This window comes from Phytoactinopolyspora limicola (assembly GCF_011320225.1).
Taxonomy (GTDB): Bacteria; Actinomycetota; Actinomycetes; order Jiangellales; family Jiangellaceae; genus Phytoactinopolyspora; species Phytoactinopolyspora limicola.
In genome coordinates this window covers 178,125-200,406 of record NZ_JAAOEN010000001.1, presented here as the reverse complement: position 1 = coordinate 200,406, position 22,282 = coordinate 178,125, and the positions used below count along the sequence as shown (strand labels likewise).

Here is a 22,282-nt window from a genome sequence, read left to right as displayed (position 1 = left end):
GCGTCAGGACACGCCCGGGTTCGGGAAATGGGCGCCGAGATCGTTCCAATAGGCGTCTACCACCGCCGGATCCTGCACCCACTCCATGTAGGCGAGCATGCCGGCCTCGTCCATCTCGCTGATGGGGAGGATCCGGCCGTCGTCGTCGGTGAACTTGCCGCCGTGCCGTTCCTCGTAGGTGGCCGGGTTGCCGTCGTAGGTTTCGGTCCAGGTGGTGCCGTCGTCCCGCTCGTGCACGATCTCGACCTCGGGCAGGCTGCCGTCGCCGAGCCGCTTCTTGTGATAGTTCACGCTCGCGTTGAGCCACATCCGGTGTTCGAGCTCGGTCCAGCCAACGTCCGGGTCGTAGTCCGGGTAGGGCCGTGACAGGAGGTCCTTGAGTAGACCGTTGGCGATGTCTTTGCCGATGTCGAGCGCAAGCTCCTTCGGGTGTTTCGGGTCGGTAAGGAGGTCGATGGCGGCACCGAGCATCTCGTTCCACTCGTCGACCTCCTTGTTCAGCGTCTCGGCGACGTTCGCGCTGCGGCAGACGAACCAGTCGGCGAAGAGGTTGGCCTGCGCGAGCGGAAAGTTGTTGGCATCTCGGTTCGAGGAGTCCGTGGAACCACCCCAGTATTCGTGGGTTTCTACGAACTTCTCTTGGAACCGCACGGACAGGTAGGCGGCGTTCGTCTCGTCGCGCATGGCCTGTTCGACGATGCTCGCCCACCACTCCGCCGGTGCCTCGACGCCGTCCCGGCCGTCCCGGAGTTCCTTGTAGTACTCCTCGACCGGTGCGGTCACGCTGTCGTAAAGATCGTCGAGATGCCGCTCGATCAGGTGGGTGAACCACAGCCGGTACATCTCCTGAGCGACTTTGTCGTCCATGTCGTGAACAGTCTTCAGGAGCAGGTAGACACTCTTGTCGGCCAGACCTTGATCGAAGCGGGCTACACCTTCGGTAGCCGCGTCGAGCACTTTGAGGAACGCTTCGTGGACGGATTCGCCGTAGGCCCAGCCCTGCATGATGGCGGCGGCGTACTCGGCATTGGTGTCGAAACGGTGATTGCCGGAGGGTGATCCCTGGAACCAGGTCGCGGCGGCCACCGGATGGCGGGCCAGCGCTTCCATGACGGTGATGGTGCCGGTGTCGTCGAGACGGTGGAGGTTGTCCATGGCGCTGTGCAGGAAGTCTTCATTCCAACGTCCGTAACCCATGAACTGGGCCATGGTGGTCCAGCCGTCGTCTTCGCGCCACCCGACGTCTCCCCAGTTGTCCATTCCCCGCATCCACTCGCCGCCGGCCATGTCGATCCGGTGGCTCGCGGCAGCCAGGGCGAAGGACACCGCGCCCAGCTTGGAGCTGTCATATTCTCCGGACCCCTGGTAGGCGTCCTGGAGGAAGATCGCCAACACCGCCGAGCCCGTGCTGTTGAAGAACGCCTCGAGGTAGTCGGGGTCGAAGCTATGCTCCCGGAGCAGCGCGTAGACCTCGTCCGGGATCTCGTCGCCGGGGTGGAGTCCCTCGAGGAGGCGTTCCGCGTCTTCCCGGCCGGCCTTGGCGGCTTCGTCCGCGGTGTCCCAACCGAGATCCCCGGCGCCGACCGCGACGAACGTTCCTGGTGGGCCTTCTGCCGCGATCTCAGCCATGTCCCGGCGGCGTTCCAGCATGGGTAGCTGGTCATTCACCCACTCGGCCACCACTTCCTGCCGGCTGATGTTGGTGGTGGTCACGCCGGCCTGATTGAACCGGCTGCGGTAGGTGCCGGTGAACTGTTCGATTTCGCCGATAGCGGCGCGAGCGTCAGCGATCAGCTGGTTGAGGGCACCCGGGTCGATCCCGACGGCGGTGCCGCCGGCTGGGTCATCCCGGCGTTCCTGATCGTTCATGTCACGTTCCTCAGCGATTCAGCAAATGTTCGAGGAGCATGACAGTTGTGGAAACGACGTGATCGTCGGGCCAAACGGTCCAGCCTCCGGGCGGTGGAGTAGTATCCCCGGTTGTTTTCGGCCGCTCAGACCCCCGCTCGTGCCGTTAGGGGATGCGGTTCTGGCACCGGGTGCAGATCTTCATGCCGGCGTTGCGCCAGCCCCATTGCGGTGAGCAGCCGAACATCTTGCAGCGAAGTGTCTTGGTGCCTGGGCCTGCTTTGCTCCAGAAGATGGCGTCCCAGATGAAGAAGGCGACCACTGCCGCCCCGAGGAGCCCGATGAGAACCAGAAACTCCATCCGCACTCCCGGGGCAGGTACTGGTTGGTCGGATCGCACACCCCGTACATTGAGCGTAAAGGAGATGTCAAGATCAACACTGATCCGAGGTTGACGCTCTTACATCACCATCCAGCGTTCATGGAGGACACACGTTGAGCCAGCACGAGTGGACGGCCGTCGACCACTACTTCGAGGAGCGGTTCAATCCGCCGGATCCGGCCCTCGACGCGGCACTCCAGGCCAGTGATGCCGCCGGCCTGCCCGCCATCAGCGTCGCTGCCAACCAGGGCAAGCTACTCCAGCTGGTGGCGCTGGCGCAGGGTGCACGCCGCATTCTGGAGGTCGGAACCCTGGGTGGCTACAGCACGATCTGGCTGGCCCGGGCGCTGCCCTCCGATGGGCGGCTGATAACGCTGGAGGCCGATCCCACACATGCCGAGGTAGCCCGCGCCAACCTCGACCGTGCTGGACTAGGGGCGTTGGTGGACGTACGCACCGGCCCGGCGCTCGACACGTTGCCGAGCCTCGCCGATGACGGCCCGGAACCGTTCGATCTCGTCTTCATCGACGCCAACAAAGATGCCACCGCGGAGTACTTCGACTGGGCGCTGCGGTTGTCCCGGGTGGGAAGCGTCATCGTCGTCGACAACGTGGTACGCGGCGGAGCGGTTGCCGATCCGGAGAGCAACGATCCCAGTGTGCAGGGTATTCAGCGGTTTGCCGACAGGGTGGCCGCCGAGCCTAGAGTCAGCGCCACCACCGTTCAGACCGTCGGCAGCAAGGGGTACGACGGGTTCACCATGGTGGTGGTCACCCACTAAGAGCGGAAGCTCTAAGGTGTGTTCCATCGCGTGAGCGAGCCGCGCCCGGGACGTGTAGGCGCGGCTCGCTCATCTTCATGGGGTGCCACCCGTGATGGGTACCTCCCTCAACCTGGGCACGGGATGGTTCAGGTGGTGGCGGGGTTGGCCTCGCCGTCGCCAGCGTTCACCGGTCGCCCGCGTGTTGCTCGCTCGTTGTCCCGTCGGGGCGTCGTCGACACTTCGGGCGGCCCGGCCGTCGCCGCGCTCACCCGGGCCATCACGTCCTCCGGGACGTCATCCTCGGTGGCGATCTCGTAGCTCGACTCGCCGTGGTGCACCCGGTCGACACCAACGATCTCGTGGTCGTCGTGTACCCGGAAGCCGATGGTCTTCTCCAGCAGGGTCGCGATGATGTACGTCACGACGAACGAGTACGCCATGACGGCGACCGCACCAACGATCTGCCGACCGAGCAGGTCGACGCCACCACCGAAGAGCAGCCCGTCCACTCCGTCGGGTGCGTTCGCCGTCGCGAAGAAACCGATGGCCACGGTGCCGACCAGGCCGCCCACGAGGTGCACGCCCACCACGTCCAGCGAGTCGTCGTAGCGGAGCCGGAACTTCAGGCTGACCGTCAGCGAGCAGATCACGCCGGCGAGTGCGCCGATGCACAGCGCGCCCATCGGGTTGACCGCTCCGGCCGCCGGTGTGATGGCCACCAGCCCGGCCACCACTCCGGACGCCGCGCCCAGCGAGGTGGCGTGCCCGTCGCGCACCTTCTCGACGATGATCCAGGCCAGTAGCGCCGCGGCCGTCGCTCCGATGGTGTTGACGAGTGCCACGCCGGCGGCCTCATCCGCGGCGTAGGCGGAGCCCGCGTTGAAACCGAACCAGCCGAACCACAGCAGCCCGGCGCCGATCATCACCAACGGCAGGTTGTGCGGCCGGTGGGAGCCCTTGCCGAAACCACGCCGGCGGCCCAGCACTATCGCGAGGGCGAGGCCCGCCGCACCAGCATTGATGTGCACCGCCGTCCCGCCGGCGAAGTCGACCGCCTCCAGCGAGTCGATGATCCAGCCGCCGTCGCCCCACACCCAATGCGCTACCGGCGAATAGACGACGGTCATCCAGATCGCGGCGAACAGTAGCCAGGTCCAGAAGTTGGCCCGGTCGGCGATCGCGCCGGCGATCAGCGCAACCGTGATCACCGCGAACATCCCCTGGAAACCGACGTCCACGAGGGTGGGGATGTTGCCACTCAAGTCGTCCATCAGGCCGGACAGGCCGAAGAAGTCCGCCGGGTTGCCGAGTAATCCTCCGACGCTGTCACCGTAGGCGATCGAGTAGCCGTACATGATCCACAAGATGCTGACGACACCGAGCGCGCCGAAACACATCATCATCATGTTGATGACGCTCTTGGCGCGCACCATGCCGCCGTAGAAGAGTGCGAGGCCTGGTGTCATGAGCATGACCAGCGCCGTGCACACGAGAATCCAGGCGGTATCTCCCGTATCCATCTGCCGTCCCTCCAACGCGAGCGGCGGGGAACGGGCGCGACCTGTTCACCGGAGGCCACGCCCGGTCCGCCTTCATCGAGCCGCGACGTTGCGGCAACCGGACATCACGAGCGTGGAGGGTGGACGTTTCGCCGATCGGCTCGGAACCGTTACAAGCACGTGTCGCGGTGGGCCCGGTGTGACCGGCTGGTTAACGGATCACCGTTGGTGTTGCGGCTGGATCACGTCGTGGGCATCCTGCGCGATGGCCCGGGCGTGCCGGCGAATCTCGCCCGCCGCCGGGATGGTCGGCGGTCAGCCGATGACCTTAGATGTCTTCGATCCGGCGGCCGCGAGAAACACGATCGTTCCACAGCCGGATGCCGCCCAGAAGGCCGTTCTCGTTGCCGACGACGGTGACGTCGCCGCCCAACTCGCCCTGGATATGGCGGGCGCCGCCGCCACCGACGTAAAGGTGATCCCAGTGCAAGACCGGGCGTAACCCGTCGACGGCGCGGATCACCCGGCGGGACCAGCGACGGTCGCCGAGGCGCCGCCGGGCGTGGTGGCCGAGCTGCTCGTCGTAGGTCTGCCCCTTGCGGAACGGCGCCTGCGACAACTCGACCTTCGGGAGCAGGACGCCGTCGTCGAACAGAGCACATCCGAGCCCGGTACCTAAAGTGAGCACCACCTCGAACCCCTTGCTGTCGATCACCGCAAGACCGGCGATCTCGGCGTCGTTGAGGACCCTGGTGGGGCGCCCCAAGGCGGACTCGAGCGCCGACTGAATGTCGAAGCCGGACCAGGCCGCCACCAGTTCCGGCAGCGGCGGGGTGAACGGACCAGCCTCGGTGACGTAATGCGGGGTGGCGTGTACGACACCCAGCCGGACCATGCCGGGAAACCCGACCGAAACACGGTCGAACTGCATCCCCGTTGTCTCGGCCAGCAAGACGACGGCCGCGACCAGCACGTCGGGCGGGCAGGGATAGGGTGTGCGTAACCGGCTGCGTTTGTGTAGCGCCGTGCCGTCGGGACCGAGCACGGTGGCTTTGAGGCCCGTTCCGCCGCAGTCGACGGCCAGAGTGCGCGGGCCTTCGCCGGCGGAGGTCATCACGGATGAGACGGTAGCTTGACACCCTCGCTTGCCGGAAATCGGGGGGCGGCCGCGGCCCCCGTTTGGTGACCCACGGGAAGGACGATCATGGACGTGCTCGTCGATGTCGACGAACTATATCGCCTGGTGACCGTTGGCCCACGGCCAGTGGTGCTGGACGTGCGGTGGAAGCTCGGCCAAACCGACGGACGGCAACAGTACCAGGACGAACACCTCCCCGGTGCGGTGTACGTGGACCTCGAGACCGAACTCGCCGCGCCGGCGACACCCGAGCTCGGCCGGCACCCGTTGCCAGAGGTGTCGCGGCTCCAACGGGCGGCGCGGCGCTGGGGGGTTCGCCAGGATGTCGCGGTGATCGCCTACGACGACAACGCCGGGATGACCGCCGCCCGGGCGTGGTGGCTGTTGCGGTGGGCCGGGGTGCGTGACGTCCGGCTGCTGGACGGCGGCCTAGCCGCCTGGCGGCGGGCCGGATACCCACTGGACGACGGCGATGTCGTGCCGAGCCCTGGTGACGTGGTCCTCACCTCCGGCGGAATGCCGGTCGTCGACGCCGAGGCGGCGGCGCAGCTGGCCCGCGACGGGGTGTTGCTCGACGCGCGGGCGGCGGAACGCTACCGAGGGGACGCCGAGCCGATCGATCCACGGGCCGGCCACATTCCCGGTGCGCTGAGTGCACCCACCACCGACAACGTGGATGACGACGGTCGGTTCCGGCCAGCCGACCAGCTGCGGCGGCGTTTCGCCGCGGTGGGGATCTCGGGCTCGGCGACGGTAGGTGCCTACTGTGGTTCCGGCGTCACCGCCGCACACGAGGTGGCCGCGCTGGCCATCGCCGGCGTCGACGCCGCGCTCTACCCGGGTTCGTGGTCGCAGTGGTCGGCCGACCCGGACCGGCCGGCCGCCACCGGTGCCCAGCCGTAGCCGACCGCCCGTGACCGGCGCCCAGCCGTAGCCGACCGGCCGCGGGCCGTCGTCAGTCGAGGATGGCCCCGCAGGTGACATTCGCGACGGTGCCCGTCATGGCGGTGACGCGGTCCGAGGCCATGACGGTGGCGACGTCAGCTACCTCGCGCAACGTCGGGGATCTTTGCAGGAGTGCTCCGGACATCCCGGGGGAGCCGTCGAGCAACTCGTCCAGAGTCATTCCGGCGCGCTCGGCCGCCCGGCCCCAGACGCTGCGGGTGTGTGAGCCGCGCCGGGCTGACTCGGGGATCGCATCAGGGCGCAGGCACACCACCCTGATGCCGTGCGGGCCGAGTTCTCCGGCTAGCTGCCGAGACAGCGCCTCCACCCCCGCACAAGCGATGCCGAAACCATCGGAGGGGAGGGAGACCCGCGCCGCGGTGGTCGACATGGTGAGAATGACACCCGAGCCCTGGTCGACCATGTGCCGGGCGGCAGCCCGCGCGGTGAGGAACTGGGTGATCGGATAGGTCTGGATGGGGAGGGCGTAGTCCTCGACCGCCAGTTCGACGAGCGGGACACCCTGGACGTGGTCGACGCCGATGGCGTTCACCGAGATGTCGAGGTGGCCCGCCTGGCCGATCAGCGACGCGAGGTGGTTGTCGACGGCCGGTTCGTTCAACGCGTCGACGACGGCCGGGTGGGCTCGCCCTCCGGCCTGCCGGATCTCCCGGGCCACGTCGTCTAGCGGCCCTTGGGTGCGTCCGGCGAGGAAGACGGTGGCGCCTTCGTGGGCGAATGCCCGGGCGATGGCTCCGCCGACCGCACCGGCCGCGCCGTACACGACGGCGTTCTTGTTCTCGAGTAGCACCTGTGCCTCCGTTGGTGTGTTGGTCCCCGTCGTGGGGTTACCTCACCGACGAACGGGCCCGCCCAGGTTCGACACCCTCCCCGCGGCCCCTCCCTCCCCGCGGCCCCCCTCCCCATGATCATGAACACTTTGCCGTGCCATAACACGGCAAAGTGTTCATGATCATGGGGAGGGGGCGGTCACCTCGGCCAGGCGCCGCTGCAAGTAGCGGCGTTCGGCCTCAGTACCCACGAGGTCGAGCGCCCGCCGGTAATACGTGGCCGCCTCCGCAGGGCGGTTCGCCCGCCGGAGTAGGTCGGCGTGGGTGGCCGGCAGCAGGTGGTAGCCGGCGAGCGCACCGTCGCGCTCCAGCGCCTCGACCAGCTCCAGGCCGGCCGGGATGCCGTCGGCCATGGCCACGGCGACAGCACGGTTGAGCTCCACTACCGGGGAGGGGGCCAGCGTGGCCAGCCGTTCGTAGAGCACGGCGATCTGCGACCAGTCGGTGTCCGTCACGTCCGCGGCCGTGGCATGGCACGCCGAGATGGCCGCTTGTACCTGGTAAGGACCGGGTCGGCCGAGCTTGAGCGCGGTGTCGAGTAGATGCACCCCCTCGTCGATCTTCGCTGCGTCCCAGTCCGCGCGGCGCTGTTCGTCGAGCGGCACCAGCATGCCGGTGCGATCCACCCTCGTCGTCCGACGGGCGTCGTGCAGGAGCATGAGCGCCAGCAGCCCGAGGCACTCGGGTTCACCGGGCATCAGGTGCACCACGAGGCGGGCGAGCCGGATCGCCTCGGCGCTCAACTCTCGGCGGACAAGGTCGGCACCACTGGTAGCACCGTAGCCCTCGTTGAAGACCAGGTAGAGCACCCCGAGCACGGCCGCGGTCCGTTCCGGCAGGTCCGCGGCCGGCGGCACCACGTAGGGGAGCCCGGCCTCGCGGATCCTCCGCTTGGCCCGCACGAGCCGTTGCGCCATCGTGGACTCGGAGACAAGGAAAGCCCGCGCGATCTCAGCGGTGCTCAGGCCGGTGAGGGTGCGTAACGTCAGCGCCACCCGGCCCTCGAACGGGATCGTCGGGTGACAGCAGGTGAAGATCAACTCTAGGCGGTGGTCGCCGTATTCGTCGCTGTCTACCTCGTCGTTCGCGAGTTCGGCGCTGGGGTCACCGCGGGCCGACGCGGCCAGCAGCCGAAGCTTCGCCGCCCCCACCGCGTCGCGGCGCAGCCGGTCGGTGGCCCTCCGTCGGGCGGTGGTGGTCAGCCACGCGCCGGGCCGACGCGGGACGCCGTCTCGCCGCCACCGGTCGACGGCCACGGCGAACGCGTCCTGCGTACATTCCTCGGCGAGGTCCCAGTCTCCGGTCAGCTTGATCAAGGTGGCGACGACCTGGCCCCACTCGTCCTGGAACGCCGCCGCTACCGCGGCTTGTATCTCGTCCGTCACGTCTCCCAGAACGGCCGGATCTCGACGACGGCGGACCGGGCGACGGGGTGGCTGGCGGCGACCTCGATGGCGGTGTCGAGATCGGGACACTCGATCACGGCGAACCCGCCGATCAAGTCTTTGGTTTCGATGAACGGGCCATCGGAGACCAGCGTCTCGTCGCCGCGCACCCGCACGGTTGTGGCCTCGGTGCTGGGCCGTAGCTGTCCGCCGTCGACGAGTATCCGGCGGCTGCGCATCTGCGCCGACCAGCTCTGGTGTTCGGGGTCGGCCGCGATCTCCTCCGGTGTGGGCCAGGATGCGTCGTCGTCACACATCAGAAGGACGAAGCGCATCGGTTCTCCCGTTGGTCGGACGGGTTGTCGGAGGAGGACATAGTAAAGGATCCAGCCTCACCGTGGACGATGTCCGACGGTCCCCGCCAGCGACGGCGGCCAAGCCGCCATAGTCGATCCGACCCGGAGGTTCGTGGCACACTTGCCTATGCCGGGAGGGCTGCCGGAGTGGCCGAACGGGGAACTCTTGAAAAGTTCTAGGGCGGGGCCCTCTCCGTCCTCATGGGTTCGAATCCCATGCCCTCCGCGGACGTGTCCGGCCGTGGCGGCCGCTGCCGACGTGTGCGGCCGCCACGGTCTCGGCAGCCGATAGTTCTTCGGGCGGTCTACCCACTGAAATCCGACGAGCCCTTCGTCATGGTGGGATCAACCGGCCTAGTGCGGTGAATCCTCGTTTGATCGGCCCGGGTCGCGGTTTCCAGCGAGCGTTCAGCGCACCAGCGACCCCGCTGAGCTCTGAAGCCGAGGTGGCATTGTTCGCACCGATCCAGGCAGACTCGCTACTGATGGATACACGCCACCTCGTACCGTTTGTTGTGACCTGTGCAGTGCTCGCCGCCGCGTGTGGCTCCGATCCGGATCCGGTCGTCGATCAGCCCCATGAGCCGTCGCCGAACACCACCGAATCCGCCCCGGAAGGCGAACCGAATCCGGACCCGGATGGTGGTGCTGATGCCGAGGCTGAGTCCGATGCGGCGGAGGAGCCGTCGACGCTGCCGGGCGGAGCCGAGTCGATCTTTCCCGAGCACCGATTGGTCGGCTTCTCGGGCGGCCGGTCCCCGGCGTTCGGGCGGCTCGACGCGGATGACCTCGACGGTGCCGCCGACGCGTTGGACGAGATGCTCGCCGACTACGAAGTCGACGGCCGCACGGCGCTGCCGGTCTACGAGTTGATCGCCGTCATCGCGCACAACTCGGCGACATCTAGCGGGCTGTACCGAACCATCGAGCCGGACGAGGTGATCGAGGACTACTTGCGGGCCGCACGGGAACACGGCGCCTTGCTGTTGCTCAACATCCAGCCGGGCCGGTCGAGTTTCCTTGACGACGTCGAACTGTTGGAGGAGTGGCTGCTGGAGCCGGATGTCGGCCTGGCCCTCGACCCCGAATGGGCCGTCGGTGACGGCGAGGTGCCCGGCCGGACGTATGGCAGCACTACCGGTGAGGAACTCGACGACGTTGCCGCGTACGTCTCGGATCTGGTCGCCGAACATGACCTACCGGAGAAGGTGATCGTGTTCCACCAGGTGCACCCGTCGGTTGTTCGCGACGAGGCCGACCTCGGTGACCATCCCGGTGTGGTGCTGGTGAAAAGCGTCGACGGGATCGGGGCCCAGGCGGACAAGGAGGCAACCTGGGACCGCATCGTTCCGTCGACACCGGACCACGTCCACGCGGGTTTCAAGCTGTTCTTCGAGGAAGATGCTCGGCACGGCCCGCTGATGACGCCGGAGCAGGTGCTCGCGCTTGATCCGTTGCCCGAATACGTCCTTTACGAGTGAATCGGACGCCGCGCCACAGTCGTAGGGGCTTGGCTCACCACTGCACCGTCGGCGCCGCGTTGGCGCACGACGGTGTCATCAACCGCTGCCGGGGCATACCCGTGGTGCGTTGAACGCCGGTCATCGTGCCCGCTATGCGCCCTTTGTGGAGGCGCTCACCGTGTCACGCTCTGAATGTCGGTTCGTGGGTACGGCAGTCATCTGTGTGCACCTGATCTCCGTTTGTGCATCTGATCGTCTCCGCGATGTGGACGCACCGATGATCAGATGCACGTCAGGCCAAAATCGGCCCGTTTGTGCACCTGATCATCGAGTGTCCACATCGCGGAGACGATCAGATGCAGCACGGCGAGCCGTTGCCCGCGTTCAGCACACCTGATCGCTGCCGTGGAAAAGATCAGGTGACAAAACGGAGATCAGGTGCACAACGGGGTTAGGTGAGGTTGCCGGGGGTGTCGGTGTGGCCGTCGCCGTTGAGGTCGAACGGGGTGTCGGCGTAGCCGCCGCGGACGTCGTTGTTGGTGTAGAAGAGGTCGGCGGCGTCGGCGTCGGACGAGATCGCGTGGGCGGGCCTCGGTGACACCGAGGTGATTTTGTTGCCTTGGACGTTGGCCGTCGTGGCGCGCGCGAAGTGGATCCCGGCGCCGGTGCCCGACCGGCCCGCGTTGGCGATGGAGTTGCCGCTTACCTGGTGGCCGTCGCCCCCGGTGACGGCGATGCCGTGCTGGTGAAGGTCGCGGACGTAGTTGGCGGAGACGACGGACGCGGGAGAGTCGAGTACCTCGACGCCGTGCCGCTTCGAGCCGAGCACGGTGTTGTTGCTCACCTGTGCCTCGGGCGCCCAGCGGACGACGATCCCGGTCAGCTCGGCGTTGCGCACGACGTTGCCCGTGACGGAGCTGCCGTAGATCCGCCCGTCGCCGAGATCGTCGCTGACGATTCCCCGGACTCGGATCCCTTCGTCGCGGGTGGTGGTGTCGACGACGTTGTCCGCTACGACGATGCCGTTGTTGGCTCGGTGGTTGTCGTAGTTCGGGTCGTCGTGGGGCCGGACCCAGATCCCGCCGCCGACGTTGTGCATCGTGTTGCCGGTGATCACCGCCCCGTTGACGTTGCGGATGCTGACCCCCCAGTAGGACAGATCCTCCATCGTGTTGTTGGCGATGATGAACTGTTCATGGCTGGACCCGGTGTAACCGCTGTGATCGCCGGCGAACGTCGGCCAACCTGAGCAGTAGTTGTTGGTGATCCGGATCATCTTGCTCTGGGTGTAGTCGGCTGCGCCGAACGGTTGTAGTCCCGGCCAGGCGAGGTCGATGCTCACCGCCTCCTGGTTCCACGCCGCTGATGGCCGTTCGATGGAACCAACCGTGGTGCACGAGTCGATGACGCCGTTGAAGATGGCGTTGTATTCGATGGCGTGCCATTCGGAGACGTCGAGGATCTCCATGTTCTGCACGACGATGTTGGCAGCGTGACCGAACACCAAACCCCAGCCGGGGCGGGGAACCTCCCGGGCGTTGAAATCCCACACGCCACCTTCGACGATGATGTTGCCAGGGCCGTCGTAGCCCTCGGTGGTGGTGTCGGAACCATCGCGAGGCCCGTTGCTCAGCATGGCGGTCAACGCCCCGGTGCGCAGCAAGACCGTTCCCGGCGCGAGGGTGAGTCGAGTGTTGGCATAGATGCGCAGGTGCTGGTTGTGAATCCGCCAGACGCCGGGGCCGACGTTGACGTGCCCGCCATCGGCGTCGCGGGCGGCGTCGAGCGCCCGCTGGATCTGTGTCTCGTCTGGTTCGCCGCCGGGGTGTTCGACACCGAACCGTTTCCAACTCGGTGGTGCGGCCACGGCTGGTGGTGCGGAAAGCAGCGCACCGGCGGCGAGGCCGCCACCCCCGATCAGCGCTCCACCGATCAGTGAACGCCGCGAGCGGTGTAGGTGCTGGGAATCAGTCGGATCGGACGATGGGCGGTTCGATCTCCACATGTTTGCGCTCCCTCGGTTTATGGACAGCGTTGAGTGCTGCGGAAGGACCCGCTCTTACGTCCGGCGCCGGACAGAACTATTCTGCGGACTAGCTAATAGCGCCGTCTATGTGTGAGTCGAAAGTGCGCAATGTGAAGTGCGCATTCTCAAGTAATGGTCAGTCCCTTGTGTTTCGCCGTCGGTTGAGACGGTGATTCCGTGGTGCCGAATATGATCAACTTCGGCTGCATTCGCGGTGGCATCCGTGATCAACTCGTCGATGTCGGTGATTGGACTGACCGGGGTCCTCGTGACTCGCCCGACTTTCGAGCCATCGGCGACGACCACCACGCGGCGGGCCCGTGACACGAGGGCGGCAGCACCAGCGGCTTCAGCGTCGTCGTCGATGGTCAAGCCCATCTGAGCGGTGACCCCGTCGACTCCGACGATGGCGACGTCAACGGTGATCCGGTGGAGGGAACGGATGGTGTCCGGGCCGACGAGTTGGTGCGAGCTCGACCGGTTGATGCCACCGGTCAGCCACAATCGAATGGATGAATGTCCGGCCAACTCGGTGGCGATGCTGAGTGAATTGGTGGCGACCATGAGGCCAATTCTTCGGGCCAGTAACCGCGCTACTTCGAGTGTGGTGCTGCCGCCATTGAGTCCCACCGCTATATTTCCGTGTGGAATGGACCGGACGGCGCGTTCGGCAATTTCTCGCTTCACGTCCGTGTGATCGCGCCGAAAGGGAACTGGTGGGCGGGTGGATCGGCCGGAGGACACGGCGCCGCCGTGCGTGCGCGACAGAATTCCCTGTTGTTCGAGTAGTAACAGATCACGTCTTATGGTCCCCGCGGACACCCCGAATTCGCCGGCCAGTTCGCGCACGTTCACCTTGGCCCCCCGTGCCAGCCGGTCGACGATGGCCGAGATGCGGGCGGAACGGCGGCGGGTGGCGCGTGGCATGGTTCACTCCCTGGGAATGGCGATCTCCGCGATGACGGCAAGGTGGTCCGATGCGTCTCCGACGTCCACCAGTTCCACGGCTTTTACGTCGAGGTCGGGTGCGGTCAGGACGTAGTCGATGCGGATGGAGCGGCTCACCGAGTCGTAGGTGCCGCCCGGTTCGTCGTGATGGGTCGCCCAGCTGTCGGTCAACGACCGGGTGAGTTCGGCCATGGTGCCGCTGCCGGGGACGTCGTTCATGTCACCGGTGAGCACGAGCCGGGTGAGGGGGTCGGGAAGTATGCGCGTGATCGCGCGGGCCTGTTCCACCCGCTGGTCGGGGTTCTCGTGGGAGAGGTGCGCGGTCCATACCGAGAGGGGTTCATCGCCGTCGACCATGATCGATGCGCGCAGCACACCTCGCGACTCGTGGCCTGGCCAGGCCGGCAGTGGAACGTGGTCCCAGCTCACGATCGGGTGGCGGCTGAGTATCGCGTTGCCGTACTCGCGCAGTGGTCGGCCGATGTCCGGAGGTGGCAGAGCCAGGTCGGCACCGTAGATGGCGGTCATGTCTAGCCGCCGGCCCAGCCACCAGGTCTGGTCGAGGAATCGGCTGCGGCCGCCGAAGTGCCGGTCGACCTCTTGGAGGGCAACGATGTCGGCGTCGGTCGATTCGATGACGTGAGCGATCCGTTCGAGGTCGAGCCGGTCGTCGATGCCTTCGCCGTGCCTGATGTTGAACGTCAGGATCTGGGTGCTCAGGGGAGCCTCCTGGTTCGAGCGACGGGAACAGAAGTAGTGCATGTTTATAATCGTTTGTATCCTAATTCAATCATAAACGGGCTAGTTCTGGTAGGAAACGAGCAGTCGCGTTCCCGGGGCGGAATGAGGAGAATGGCGCACATGCGGATAGTTCACATCTCTGACCTGCACATCGAGCCGGCGCCAGAGCGGCGCTTCCCCGGGTTGATGGCCTCGCTCGAACGTGATCGGACGGCTATCTCCCGTCACGCTGCTGACCTGGTGGTCGTGACGGGGGACGTGACCAACTATGGGGGCCGGTACCGGGACCACCTCGTGCTGGCCAGGGACTGGATCGAGGGGCTGGACGCGCCGACGCTCGTCGTGCCGGGAAACCATGATCTCGGCCCCAGCCCGGCGCGGGCGGCGGACAACCCGGAGAACGAGGCCTATCAAGACGCCCCCTACCCGGAGACGAACTTCGGCACCATCTTCCATCCGAGCCCGGTGATCACCCGCGACGCCGGCCCGGTCCGGGTGATCGGCATCGGGCTGCGCGAGGGTGATCCGGACGGCGTCCTGCCCCGCCTGGAGCGGTTGCTCCGCGCCGATACCCGGCCGGTGATTCTTTGCGGTCACTATCCCGTGGTCGATACCCGCGAGGTGCCCGTATCCAGCGAGTTCGGCTCGGCTGCCTATCTACCCACCACCGCGCCGGCGTTGCTGGAGCTGATTCGTGCACACCGCAACGTCGCTGTCTACGCGGGTGGCCACGTGCATGTGAACTCGGTGCGCCGGATCGCCCCGCACTGCGTGCAGATGACCGCCGGCGGGCTGGGCCCCGGTGCGTCGAGTTATCGCGTGTACGACCTCGACGCTCGGGGCCTGACGTATTCGACGGTGCTCGGTAGTGGCTCACTCACCTTCTGGGAAGCGGAGATGGACGTGGCGCCCGCCGAAGGATTCTCGCTCGGCACACCGGAGGAGCGCACGGGCCGCATCTCCTGGCCGACATCGAGCTGACCGCTCCCCGCCCGCGCGTCATTAGCCTGCCGACTCGTTCGCCTCCAGGCGTAACCTGAGGAGCTTCTCCAGCGGTATCGACTCGCCGTCGCGCCCGCCCCGGCCCACAACCAGCGGCGGGTCGGAGGGAACCAGACGGACACCGAAGATCCTGGACGTCAGGCTCGACGGCACCGTGAGGATGTAGAAGCACGCGTCGGCGTCCACGGCCAAGGTCCGGTTGCGGCGCAAGTACCACCCGGTGAGGTTGGTGCGGTAGGACGCGCCGGTATCCGGCACCGTGGCCCGCAGCCGGGTGGGTGGCTCACCAGTGGCGGTGATGGCGCGGACGAAACCCGCGATGAGCTCATGGGCCTGCGCGGTCTCGGCGGCGCGCCGCTGGTCCAGCGCGGCGGCCTGCGCTGCCAGCGCGGCACGGCGTTCGTCGCGCCAGCTCGAACCACTCACACCGCTACTCTACGGGCGCGGTGGTCACGTCACGGACGCGGTGCGGGAGCGGTGTCCTCGAGGACGACGGACCGGTTGAGGTTGCGCGGCCGGTCCGGGTCCAGGCCCTTCGCCAGCCCGGCGGCAACCGCGAGGCGTTGGGCTCGGACCAGATCGGCGAGCGGATCGAGCCGATCGGCGACGACATGTGCCCCGGTGGCGCGCACCTCGTCGATCAGGCCGACCGGTGCGGAGCCGCCGACGAACCAGACGACGCCGTCGGAGTCGGCCAGGCTGATCGGGCCGTGCCGGTAGTCCATCGCCGGATACGACTCCGCCCACGCGAGCGAGGCCTCACGCATCTTCAGGGCTCCCTCGTGGGCGAGGCCGACCGTCCATCCTTGACCCAGATAGACGAACCTCCGGTGGCGGGTCAGGGTTTCGTCCGCGGGACCGGCCAAGATCTCCTCGGCCTGCCGGCGAGCGGTGTCGATCTCGTCGCCGAGATGGCTGCGGAGCAGGGCCAGCACACTGGTGGCGAAGCGCGTCTGGACCACCGACTTCTCGTCGGCGAAGTCGAGAACGACGAGGTCGCTGGTGAGGTCGGCGATAGGTGTCGCGGCGTCGGCGGTCAGCGCGACGGCCGGGGTATGCGGTGAGGTGTCACGCAGCAGATCGAGGACCTCACTGGTGGTTCCCGATCGGGTGATGGCCACGATCCGGTCATACCGTCGCCCGGCCGGGAACTCCGAGGCGGCAAACGCGTCGGTTTCCCCCTGGCCCCGGTGTTCCCGCAGCGTCGCGTAGGCCTGAGCCATGAACCACGACGTGCCGCAGCCAACCACCGCGACTCGCTCACCTGCTCTGGGTAGATGGGTGGCCGACGTCAACGCCAGCTCGGCTGCCCGTCGCCAGCAGTCGGGCTGGGTGTTGATCTCGGTGTGAACGTGGGTGGTGCTCGTCAAGGAAACCTCCAGTGCGTGTTCGTTGCCGTCGGGTGGTCCGGGTGGGATCACGACGGCGGCCGGGCCGCTTCGGCGGAGCCGGCAGGGGGTGCGTAGACCCGCACCGCGACGACGTGTGCACATGGCGCACCGTTGGTCGCGTTGACTACAAGGCGAAGCCGTGAGGTGGCGAGCGGGCCGACGTCATGGACCCGCCGTCGCAGGCGGTTGTCCTCGACCGTGGCGACCGTCGCCCAGCCGCGTTCCCCGGCGGCCTGTAGTTCGTAGGCACCGACCACCTCCGGCATCACCCGGAACGGGCTGCGGTGGAAATGCAGGTTGTTCATGTACTCGTTGACGTCATCATCGAAGATCAACTCGACTCTTCCGATAGTGACTGATTCGGGCCAGGCCAGGTCAAGGTGCTCGGGCCCGTCGGTTAGCGGCTGTGAGGCCCACATCCGCGGGCCACCGAACGGCCTGGCGTATCCGCCGACCACGTGGCTGGCGTCGAACGCCCTGGTGGCCGAACGCAGCCGGAAGCAGTAGCTGCTGCGCTGGCGCGACCGCCGCACCCACTCCACTACCGGCTGCTCCTGCTCGGCGACGTCGACACCGCCGTCGTCGAGCCGTTTGGAGACGTCGCGGACGAAGCTGAGACTGCCGCTGTGTGCTCGATCGGCGACGTGGAGCCGGACGTGGGGGTGGGCCCGGATGATGATGAACGCGTTCTGCGGGTCGGCCGGCTCCCATCGCGCCGGGATCGGGATCCATTGGGCCGTTCCGGCGGTGAGCGGCACTTCGACGACGGATTCACGACGGGCCGGCACGTAGTTCTGGGCCCGGCCAGTGCTCCACACCTCGACGGTCAGACCGGTGCCGGCTCCGTCTTCCGTCACGTCGGCGAGCAGGTCGAGTCCGTCGAGTCCAGGGTCGGCCGGTAAAAGAAGCCCAGCGTCGACGGAGAGATCCTGAGTGCCGGTCGAGACATCGACCCGTAGCTCGGTGAGGGTGCTCGACGCGGAGACGGTGGCCGATCCGGCCAGATCGGCGGGGTCGTCGTAGACCACGCCGACCAGGGCGGCATCCTGGCGGACCAGCTGACGGCGGAGGTCGTCGATGGCGCTGGTGCCGAGCACGCGAGGGGTGAGCCCGCGCTCGGCGCACAGGGCGGCGGCGGTCCCCGCGGCTTCACCCAGCACCGCACAGGTGGCCATGACGCGGGTACTGCCGAAAGCAACGTGGGATGCGGAGATGTTGCGCCCGGCGAAGAGCAGGTTGTCCGTGTTCACCGAGTACAACGAGCGGTAGGGGATGTCGTAGGTGCCGTCGGGATACCACTGGGCCGCCCCACCCTCCGCGGAGTACATGCCACCGGGTGGGTGCAGGTCGATCGACCAGCCGCCGTAGCCGACCGCGTCGGGAAACGGCCGCTGGTCGATGATGTCGTTCTGGGTGAGGACGTGATCCCCGATGAACCGCCGGTATTCGCGTTTGCCGGGAACCGTCCCGACCCACTCGAGGGTCATCGTGTCCGCGTCGAACTTTCCGGAGTTCTTGATGTAGTCCCAGATGCCATAGATCACCGACCAGAGTTCGTCCCGGATACGTTCGTTGTCGTGGACGGTGTCGACCTCGCCGCCCCACTCGATCCACCAGTAGGCTGCCCCGTTGTCGCCGGCCCGGATGATCCGACGCTCCGGAATCGGGGTCTGGGTGATGTCTTTGGCGATCGCCGGCGGCACGTACTCCACCGGCCGGCCGAGATCTTTGGTGTAGAAGAGGATGGTGCTCCCGAGCAGCAACTCGTCGGCCTCTTCGGGCGCCCAGCTCTCGCCGAATTCGGCCCGCGCCTCCCGCCCGATCCGGTACCGGGCGCCGGCCAGGTGGCCGACCAGGCCGTCGCCCGTACAGTCCAGGAAGATCGGAGATACGAATCGGGTCTGCCGCTCCGAACCCATGGTCCAGCCCGTCACCGACCGGATCATCCGTGCATCAGCGGGCCCGTCCGCCTCGACGATGCGCACGTCGGTGTTGAGGAACAGCGAGATGTTCGGTTCGGCGCGGACGGCGTCGAGAACCACCATGTCCCAGAAGATCGGGTTGCCTTCCGGGTTCCGGTACTGGTTCTCCAGATACAGCTCACCCACGATGCCGTTCTCCCGGGCATAACGCTGCCGGCCGGCGGCGGTGGCGCCGCAGACCCAGACCCGGACCTCGCTGCTGGAGTTGCCACCCAGGACCGGCCGGTTCTGGATCAACGCCACTCGCGCCCCGGCGCGGGCGGCGGCGATCGCCGCACACACCCCCGCCAGGCCACCACCGACGACGGTGACGTCGCTGGTGTGTTCGGTGACCCGCATTCAGGACTCCTGTTCGTAGGGGATGAGCTCGCCCACCGCGGTGTAGCCACCAACCCCGAACTCGGAGACGAATCGGAGGTACCGCGCGCTGACGTCGGGCAGCTCGACATCCTTCGGCAATGAGTCACGCGCCCACGTTCCCGAGGCCACCCGACGGAAGGTGTCCCCGTCGTCGCTGACCTCGATGCGGTAGCGCGTGACGATGCCGTTGAAGCCGTTGAGCCGCGGCTGGTACCGGACGGCGGACAGGGTTCGCTCGCCACCGAGGTCGACGGTCAACGTATGTGGATGGGTATCCGGCGGGTCGGGTGTGGTCCGCGAATGCCAGATGGTGCGAGGATCGCCATCGACGGCGCGCCCGGCCGAACCCGGCGTCTCGCTGTCGGCCACCGCTGTCAGGTGCGCGGCTGGCACTGGAGTGCCTGGTGGGTCGGCTGGCCAGACCACGGGGACACCAGGCTCCTGCGGGTCGGAATCTGCTGGTCCGTCAGGTCCGGTGCCGCCCCCACGGATGAGTAGCTCCGTGACGACGGCGGAGTGGTCGGAGTAGAACGGGTACCACTCGTCGAGGACACTGCCCTGGTGTGCGGGCAGCCGGGTACTACGCGTCGACGAGCCTAGGACGCGGACGTCCGCGCCGCGGGTCAGCACGTAGTCGATCCGCGTCGGCGAGTACATGAAGGAATGTGCCGGAGCCCAGGTCCGGCCGGGGTAGCGGGCCGCATCCGGGTTGGCATGCCGGTAGGTATCGGTGAATCCGGCCTCGGCGAAGGCGCGGGTCACCGGCCAGTTCAGCACCATACCCTCACGCCCGGTGGCTTCAGCGAACCGTTCCGACCAGTCCAGATGGGATTGGGTGTTGAGATCTCCGCCGATGATGACGGGGGAGTCGTCGTCGCCGACATACTCCGAGATCCGTTCGTCGAGCAGGGTCCGCGCCATCTCCATCCGCCGCGGTGCGTCGGTCGCTATGAGGTCGTCGTTGGAATAGGTACGGTCCAGCCCCATCGCGATCTCCATCGCCGACTGCGTCGTCGGCGACCAGCTGTTGCCTTCGTGCCAGAGCCACGCCGTGAAGGCGTGTACGGCGCCGCCGTCGGGTAGTCCCAGCCGGGCACCGCCGAAGTTGAACGAGGTGAGCCGGGCGTCGTCGACCCGGGGGTAGATCTCCTCGACGTCGAGCCAGGTGAACAGCCAGAGGTTGTCGCGGGCAGGTGCCTGCCCCGGTTCCTGGGTGATCTGGATGCCGGTGTACTCCCGGCCCGCGGGTTGGCCCTCGGAGAGTGCTTCAGCGATCAGCTCACCGGCGCCGTAGGTCTCGACACTGAAGAGCACGTCCGGGTTCTCGTGCCGGATGAACTCCAGCAACTCCTCGAGATTCTGCTCCTCCAGCCCATGTTCGTGGCGGCCTTCCAGCCGGCCGCCGAGCCAGATGTTGAAGGCCATGGTCTTCAGCGGGGTGCCTACTTCGTCGGCTGGCAACGAGCCGAGCGTGACGTCGACGGTGAGATCGCCGTCAGGCAGCGGGAACGTCCTGGACCTCGTGGTGCCGTCGGCGGTGTAGGCGAGGTGCCGCTCCACCACCTCGTCGCTCGCCCGCACGGTGATGCCGACCTCATCGGTGAAACCGTCTCGGGCGGGCGACTCTACGGCGACCGTGCAGGTTCCGCCGCCGCGCAGCGGTGTCACCTTGTGCGTTGCGTGCGGAGCGACCAGGACTGCTCGGGCCGCGGGCCGGCCACCGCAGTCCAGCCGGATCGTGGCCCGCCCCGACTTGATTGCGGTGTCGGGTGGTGCGTGCACGGTGAAGGTGACGGTGTCCCGGCCGTCGGCTGGCCCGCCAGCGCTGGATGCCTCCGCGCCGGCGGTGCCATGCTGCGAGGCCAGGCCAAGGCCGGTCAGCAGCGCCACTGCGCCTGCGGTGATCGTCCTGGCGCCCACGATCGTGATCACGCCCCAGCTTCGGCGATGGCCTGGATTCGGTCGAGCAGCTCGCGCGGGTCGGTGTTCGAGGAGACCCCGGTGCCGAGGTCGCTGTCGAGTGTTCCACGCAACTCGGCCCACACCGGCTGGGCGGCCGGGTCGAAGCGGGCGAACTCCAGCAGCTCGACGTACTGGCCGTACTCGTCGTCGTCCCGGAACTCATCGGCACCGGACTCGGTTGTCGGCAGCAGCCCTTCCACCCGCAGGTATTCGGCGTAGTTCTCCGGCTGGTAGAAGTAGTCGAGGAAGTCCGTCACCGCCTGCTGGTTGTTGTCCTTGCGGAAGGCCATCAGATAGTCCTGGATGCCATGGGTGGACGGCTCGGTGCCGTGGTTGGTGGGGTGGGTGGCGACGCCGTAGTCGATGCCGGCCTCTTCCACCTGCTCCATGAAGGCGCGGGTACCGAACGACGCGTACACCATCGCCACCCGGCCTTGAGCGAACAGCGGCCAGGTTCCATCGGCCCGGTTCGTCTGGCCCGGGTTCGGCTGAGTGAAGCCGTCCTCGGTGAGCTCTTTGAGGAACTCCAGGGTTTCGACGTTGCGCTCGCCGTTGACCGTCCATTCGCCGTCGATCATCCAGTCGCCGCCGTTGGACCGCGCCCAGGTGCCGAACTCCCCGGTGCCGCCCTCACTGCCGAGAGCTAGGGCGTAGGGCACGTAGTCGCCGGGGAGATCGACGATCGCTTCGGCGGCGTCGCGGAACTCGTCCCAGGTTTGTGGTGGGCCGTCCAGCCCGGCCTCGTCGAGGATGGTGGTGTTGTAGTACATCCCGTTGACCGTGGCGACGAAGGGGAAGGCGTATTGGGTGCCGTCGTACGACGCGTTCTCGGCGAACGACGGAACGAAGTCGGCCAGTCGTTCCTCCGACATGACCTCGTCGGCCCGGTAGAGCAGCCCGGCGTCGGCGTAGTCGGCGAACAGGTTGATGTTGAGGATGTCGGGGAGTTGCTGAGTCTGGACCATGGTGTTGACCTGGCTGCGTAGATTGCCCCAGTCGATGACCTGTAGATCCACCGTATGTCCGGGATGTTCGTCCTCGAACGCGTCGATCAGGTTTTCCCAGTAGGGCTGAGTTCCTTCGGTGTACTGGGCGACCACGAGCCGGATCGACTGACCGTCGCCGGTGCTGCTGCTGGTGTCGTCGCCGCCACAGCCGGCCGCCAGCAGTGCGGTGCCGGTGGCGAGCACCGCGAACGTCGTCCATGGCGTTCGTCGTGTCTGCATGTGCGTTCTCCTC

The 22,282-nt window shown here is 67.1% G+C and carries 19 protein-coding genes and 1 tRNA gene; 5 read left to right on the top strand and 15 right to left on the bottom strand.

Annotated elements, in window-relative coordinates:
* Positions 1 to 3: 3 nt before the first annotated feature.
* Positions 4 to 1,869: a hypothetical protein gene (locus G8760_RS01070; protein WP_166345393.1), complete on the bottom strand. Its 1,866-nt coding sequence runs from the start codon at positions 1,867 to 1,869 to the stop codon at positions 4 to 6.
* 145 nt (positions 1,870 to 2,014) lie between these two features.
* Positions 2,015 to 2,209, bottom strand: coding sequence for a hypothetical protein (locus G8760_RS01065; RefSeq protein ID WP_166345390.1), 195 nt, complete (start codon positions 2,207 to 2,209; stop codon positions 2,015 to 2,017).
* Positions 2,210 to 2,343: 134 nt separating this feature from the next.
* Between G8760_RS01065 and G8760_RS01060 the strand changes: the two genes are divergently transcribed.
* Positions 2,344 to 3,012 (top strand): O-methyltransferase, encoded by a 669-nt coding sequence (locus tag G8760_RS01060; RefSeq protein ID WP_166345387.1) that lies wholly within the window; start codon positions 2,344 to 2,346, stop codon positions 3,010 to 3,012.
* Between the two features lie 128 nt (positions 3,013 to 3,140).
* Here the strand turns inward: G8760_RS01060 and G8760_RS01055 are convergent, their stop codons facing one another.
* Positions 3,141 to 4,514, bottom strand: coding sequence for an ammonium transporter (locus G8760_RS01055; RefSeq protein ID WP_166345384.1), 1,374 nt, complete (start codon positions 4,512 to 4,514; stop codon positions 3,141 to 3,143).
* 307 nt (positions 4,515 to 4,821) lie between these two features.
* A complete protein-coding gene (locus G8760_RS01050; protein WP_166347766.1) occupies positions 4,822 to 5,607 on the bottom strand; it encodes an ROK family protein in 786 nt (261 codons plus the stop codon).
* 90 nt (positions 5,608 to 5,697) lie between these two features.
* Between G8760_RS01050 and G8760_RS01045 the strand changes: the two genes are divergently transcribed.
* The gene (locus G8760_RS01045) at positions 5,698 to 6,534 is read left to right on the top strand and encodes a sulfurtransferase (RefSeq protein ID WP_166345381.1); all 837 of its coding nucleotides are present in this window, start codon (positions 5,698 to 5,700) and stop codon (positions 6,532 to 6,534) included.
* Positions 6,535 to 6,586: 52 nt separating this feature from the next.
* On the opposite strand, the gene G8760_RS01040 is transcribed toward G8760_RS01045, so the two are convergent.
* The 3 genes from G8760_RS01040 to G8760_RS01030 form a co-directional block, all read right to left on the bottom strand.
* Positions 6,587 to 7,387, bottom strand: a complete 801-nt coding sequence (locus G8760_RS01040) for an SDR family NAD(P)-dependent oxidoreductase (RefSeq protein ID WP_166345378.1) — start codon at positions 7,385 to 7,387, stop codon at positions 6,587 to 6,589.
* A gap of 162 nt (positions 7,388 to 7,549) precedes the next feature.
* Complete coding sequence (locus G8760_RS01035; RefSeq protein ID WP_166345375.1) at positions 7,550 to 8,812, bottom strand: RNA polymerase sigma factor; 1,263 nt, start codon at positions 8,810 to 8,812, stop codon at positions 7,550 to 7,552.
* Complete coding sequence (locus G8760_RS01030; RefSeq protein WP_166345372.1) at positions 8,809 to 9,147, bottom strand: YciI family protein; 339 nt, start codon at positions 9,145 to 9,147, stop codon at positions 8,809 to 8,811. The genes G8760_RS01035 and G8760_RS01030 overlap by 4 nt, the downstream gene beginning before the upstream one ends.
* A gap of 154 nt (positions 9,148 to 9,301) precedes the next feature.
* Between G8760_RS01030 and G8760_RS01025 the strand changes: the two genes are divergently transcribed.
* Together G8760_RS01025 and G8760_RS01020 are read left to right on the top strand one after the other, a co-directional pair.
* A tRNA-Ser gene (locus G8760_RS01025) sits at positions 9,302 to 9,394 on the top strand.
* 289 nt (positions 9,395 to 9,683) lie between these two features.
* Positions 9,684 to 10,649, top strand: a complete 966-nt coding sequence (locus tag G8760_RS01020) for a hypothetical protein (protein WP_207781893.1) — start codon at positions 9,684 to 9,686, stop codon at positions 10,647 to 10,649.
* A gap of 433 nt (positions 10,650 to 11,082) precedes the next feature.
* Here G8760_RS01020 and G8760_RS01015 read toward each other — a convergent pair whose 3' ends face one another.
* The 3 genes from G8760_RS01015 to G8760_RS01005 all read right to left on the bottom strand — a co-directional run bounded on the left by G8760_RS01015 (position 11,083) and on the right by G8760_RS01005 (position 14,367).
* The gene (locus tag G8760_RS01015; protein ID WP_166345369.1) at positions 11,083 to 12,636 is read right to left on the bottom strand and encodes a right-handed parallel beta-helix repeat-containing protein; all 1,554 of its coding nucleotides are present in this window, start codon (positions 12,634 to 12,636) and stop codon (positions 11,083 to 11,085) included.
* 105 nt (positions 12,637 to 12,741) lie between these two features.
* On the bottom strand, positions 12,742 to 13,584 hold the full coding sequence (locus tag G8760_RS01010; RefSeq protein WP_166345366.1) for a DeoR/GlpR family DNA-binding transcription regulator: 843 nt from the start codon (positions 13,582 to 13,584) through the stop codon (positions 12,742 to 12,744).
* A 3-nt stretch (positions 13,585 to 13,587) separates the two neighbouring features.
* Positions 13,588 to 14,367 carry an endonuclease/exonuclease/phosphatase family protein gene (locus G8760_RS01005; RefSeq protein ID WP_166345362.1) on the bottom strand — a complete coding sequence of 260 codons (780 nt, stop codon included), beginning with the start codon at positions 14,365 to 14,367 and terminating at the stop codon, positions 13,588 to 13,590.
* Positions 14,368 to 14,466: 99 nt separating this feature from the next.
* Here G8760_RS01005 and G8760_RS01000 point away from each other — a divergent pair, with 99 nt between their 5' ends.
* Positions 14,467 to 15,327: a metallophosphoesterase family protein gene (locus tag G8760_RS01000; protein ID WP_166345358.1), complete on the top strand. Its 861-nt coding sequence runs from the start codon at positions 14,467 to 14,469 to the stop codon at positions 15,325 to 15,327.
* Between the two features lie 21 nt (positions 15,328 to 15,348).
* Here G8760_RS01000 and G8760_RS00995 read toward each other — a convergent pair whose 3' ends face one another.
* Genes G8760_RS00995 through G8760_RS00975 form a run of 5 tightly spaced genes read right to left on the bottom strand, consistent with a single transcriptional unit; the run spans position 15,349 to position 22,269 of the window.
* Positions 15,349 to 15,774 (bottom strand): hypothetical protein, encoded by a 426-nt coding sequence (locus G8760_RS00995; RefSeq protein ID WP_166345354.1) that lies wholly within the window; start codon positions 15,772 to 15,774, stop codon positions 15,349 to 15,351.
* Positions 15,775 to 15,803: 29 nt separating this feature from the next.
* Entirely contained in the window at positions 15,804 to 16,718 is a 915-nt protein-coding gene (locus G8760_RS00990; RefSeq protein WP_166345351.1) for an SIS domain-containing protein, read from the bottom strand.
* 47 nt (positions 16,719 to 16,765) lie between these two features.
* A complete protein-coding gene (locus G8760_RS00985) occupies positions 16,766 to 19,060 on the bottom strand; it encodes an FAD-dependent oxidoreductase (RefSeq protein ID WP_166345348.1) in 2,295 nt (764 codons plus the stop codon).
* Entirely contained in the window at positions 19,061 to 21,013 is a 1,953-nt protein-coding gene (locus G8760_RS00980; RefSeq protein WP_166345345.1) for a discoidin domain-containing protein, read from the bottom strand. It lies immediately after the preceding gene.
* Entirely contained in the window at positions 21,010 to 22,269 is a 1,260-nt protein-coding gene (locus G8760_RS00975; protein WP_166345341.1) for an extracellular solute-binding protein, read from the bottom strand. The genes G8760_RS00980 and G8760_RS00975 overlap by 4 nt, the downstream gene beginning before the upstream one ends.
* Positions 22,270 to 22,282 lie beyond the last annotated feature (13 nt).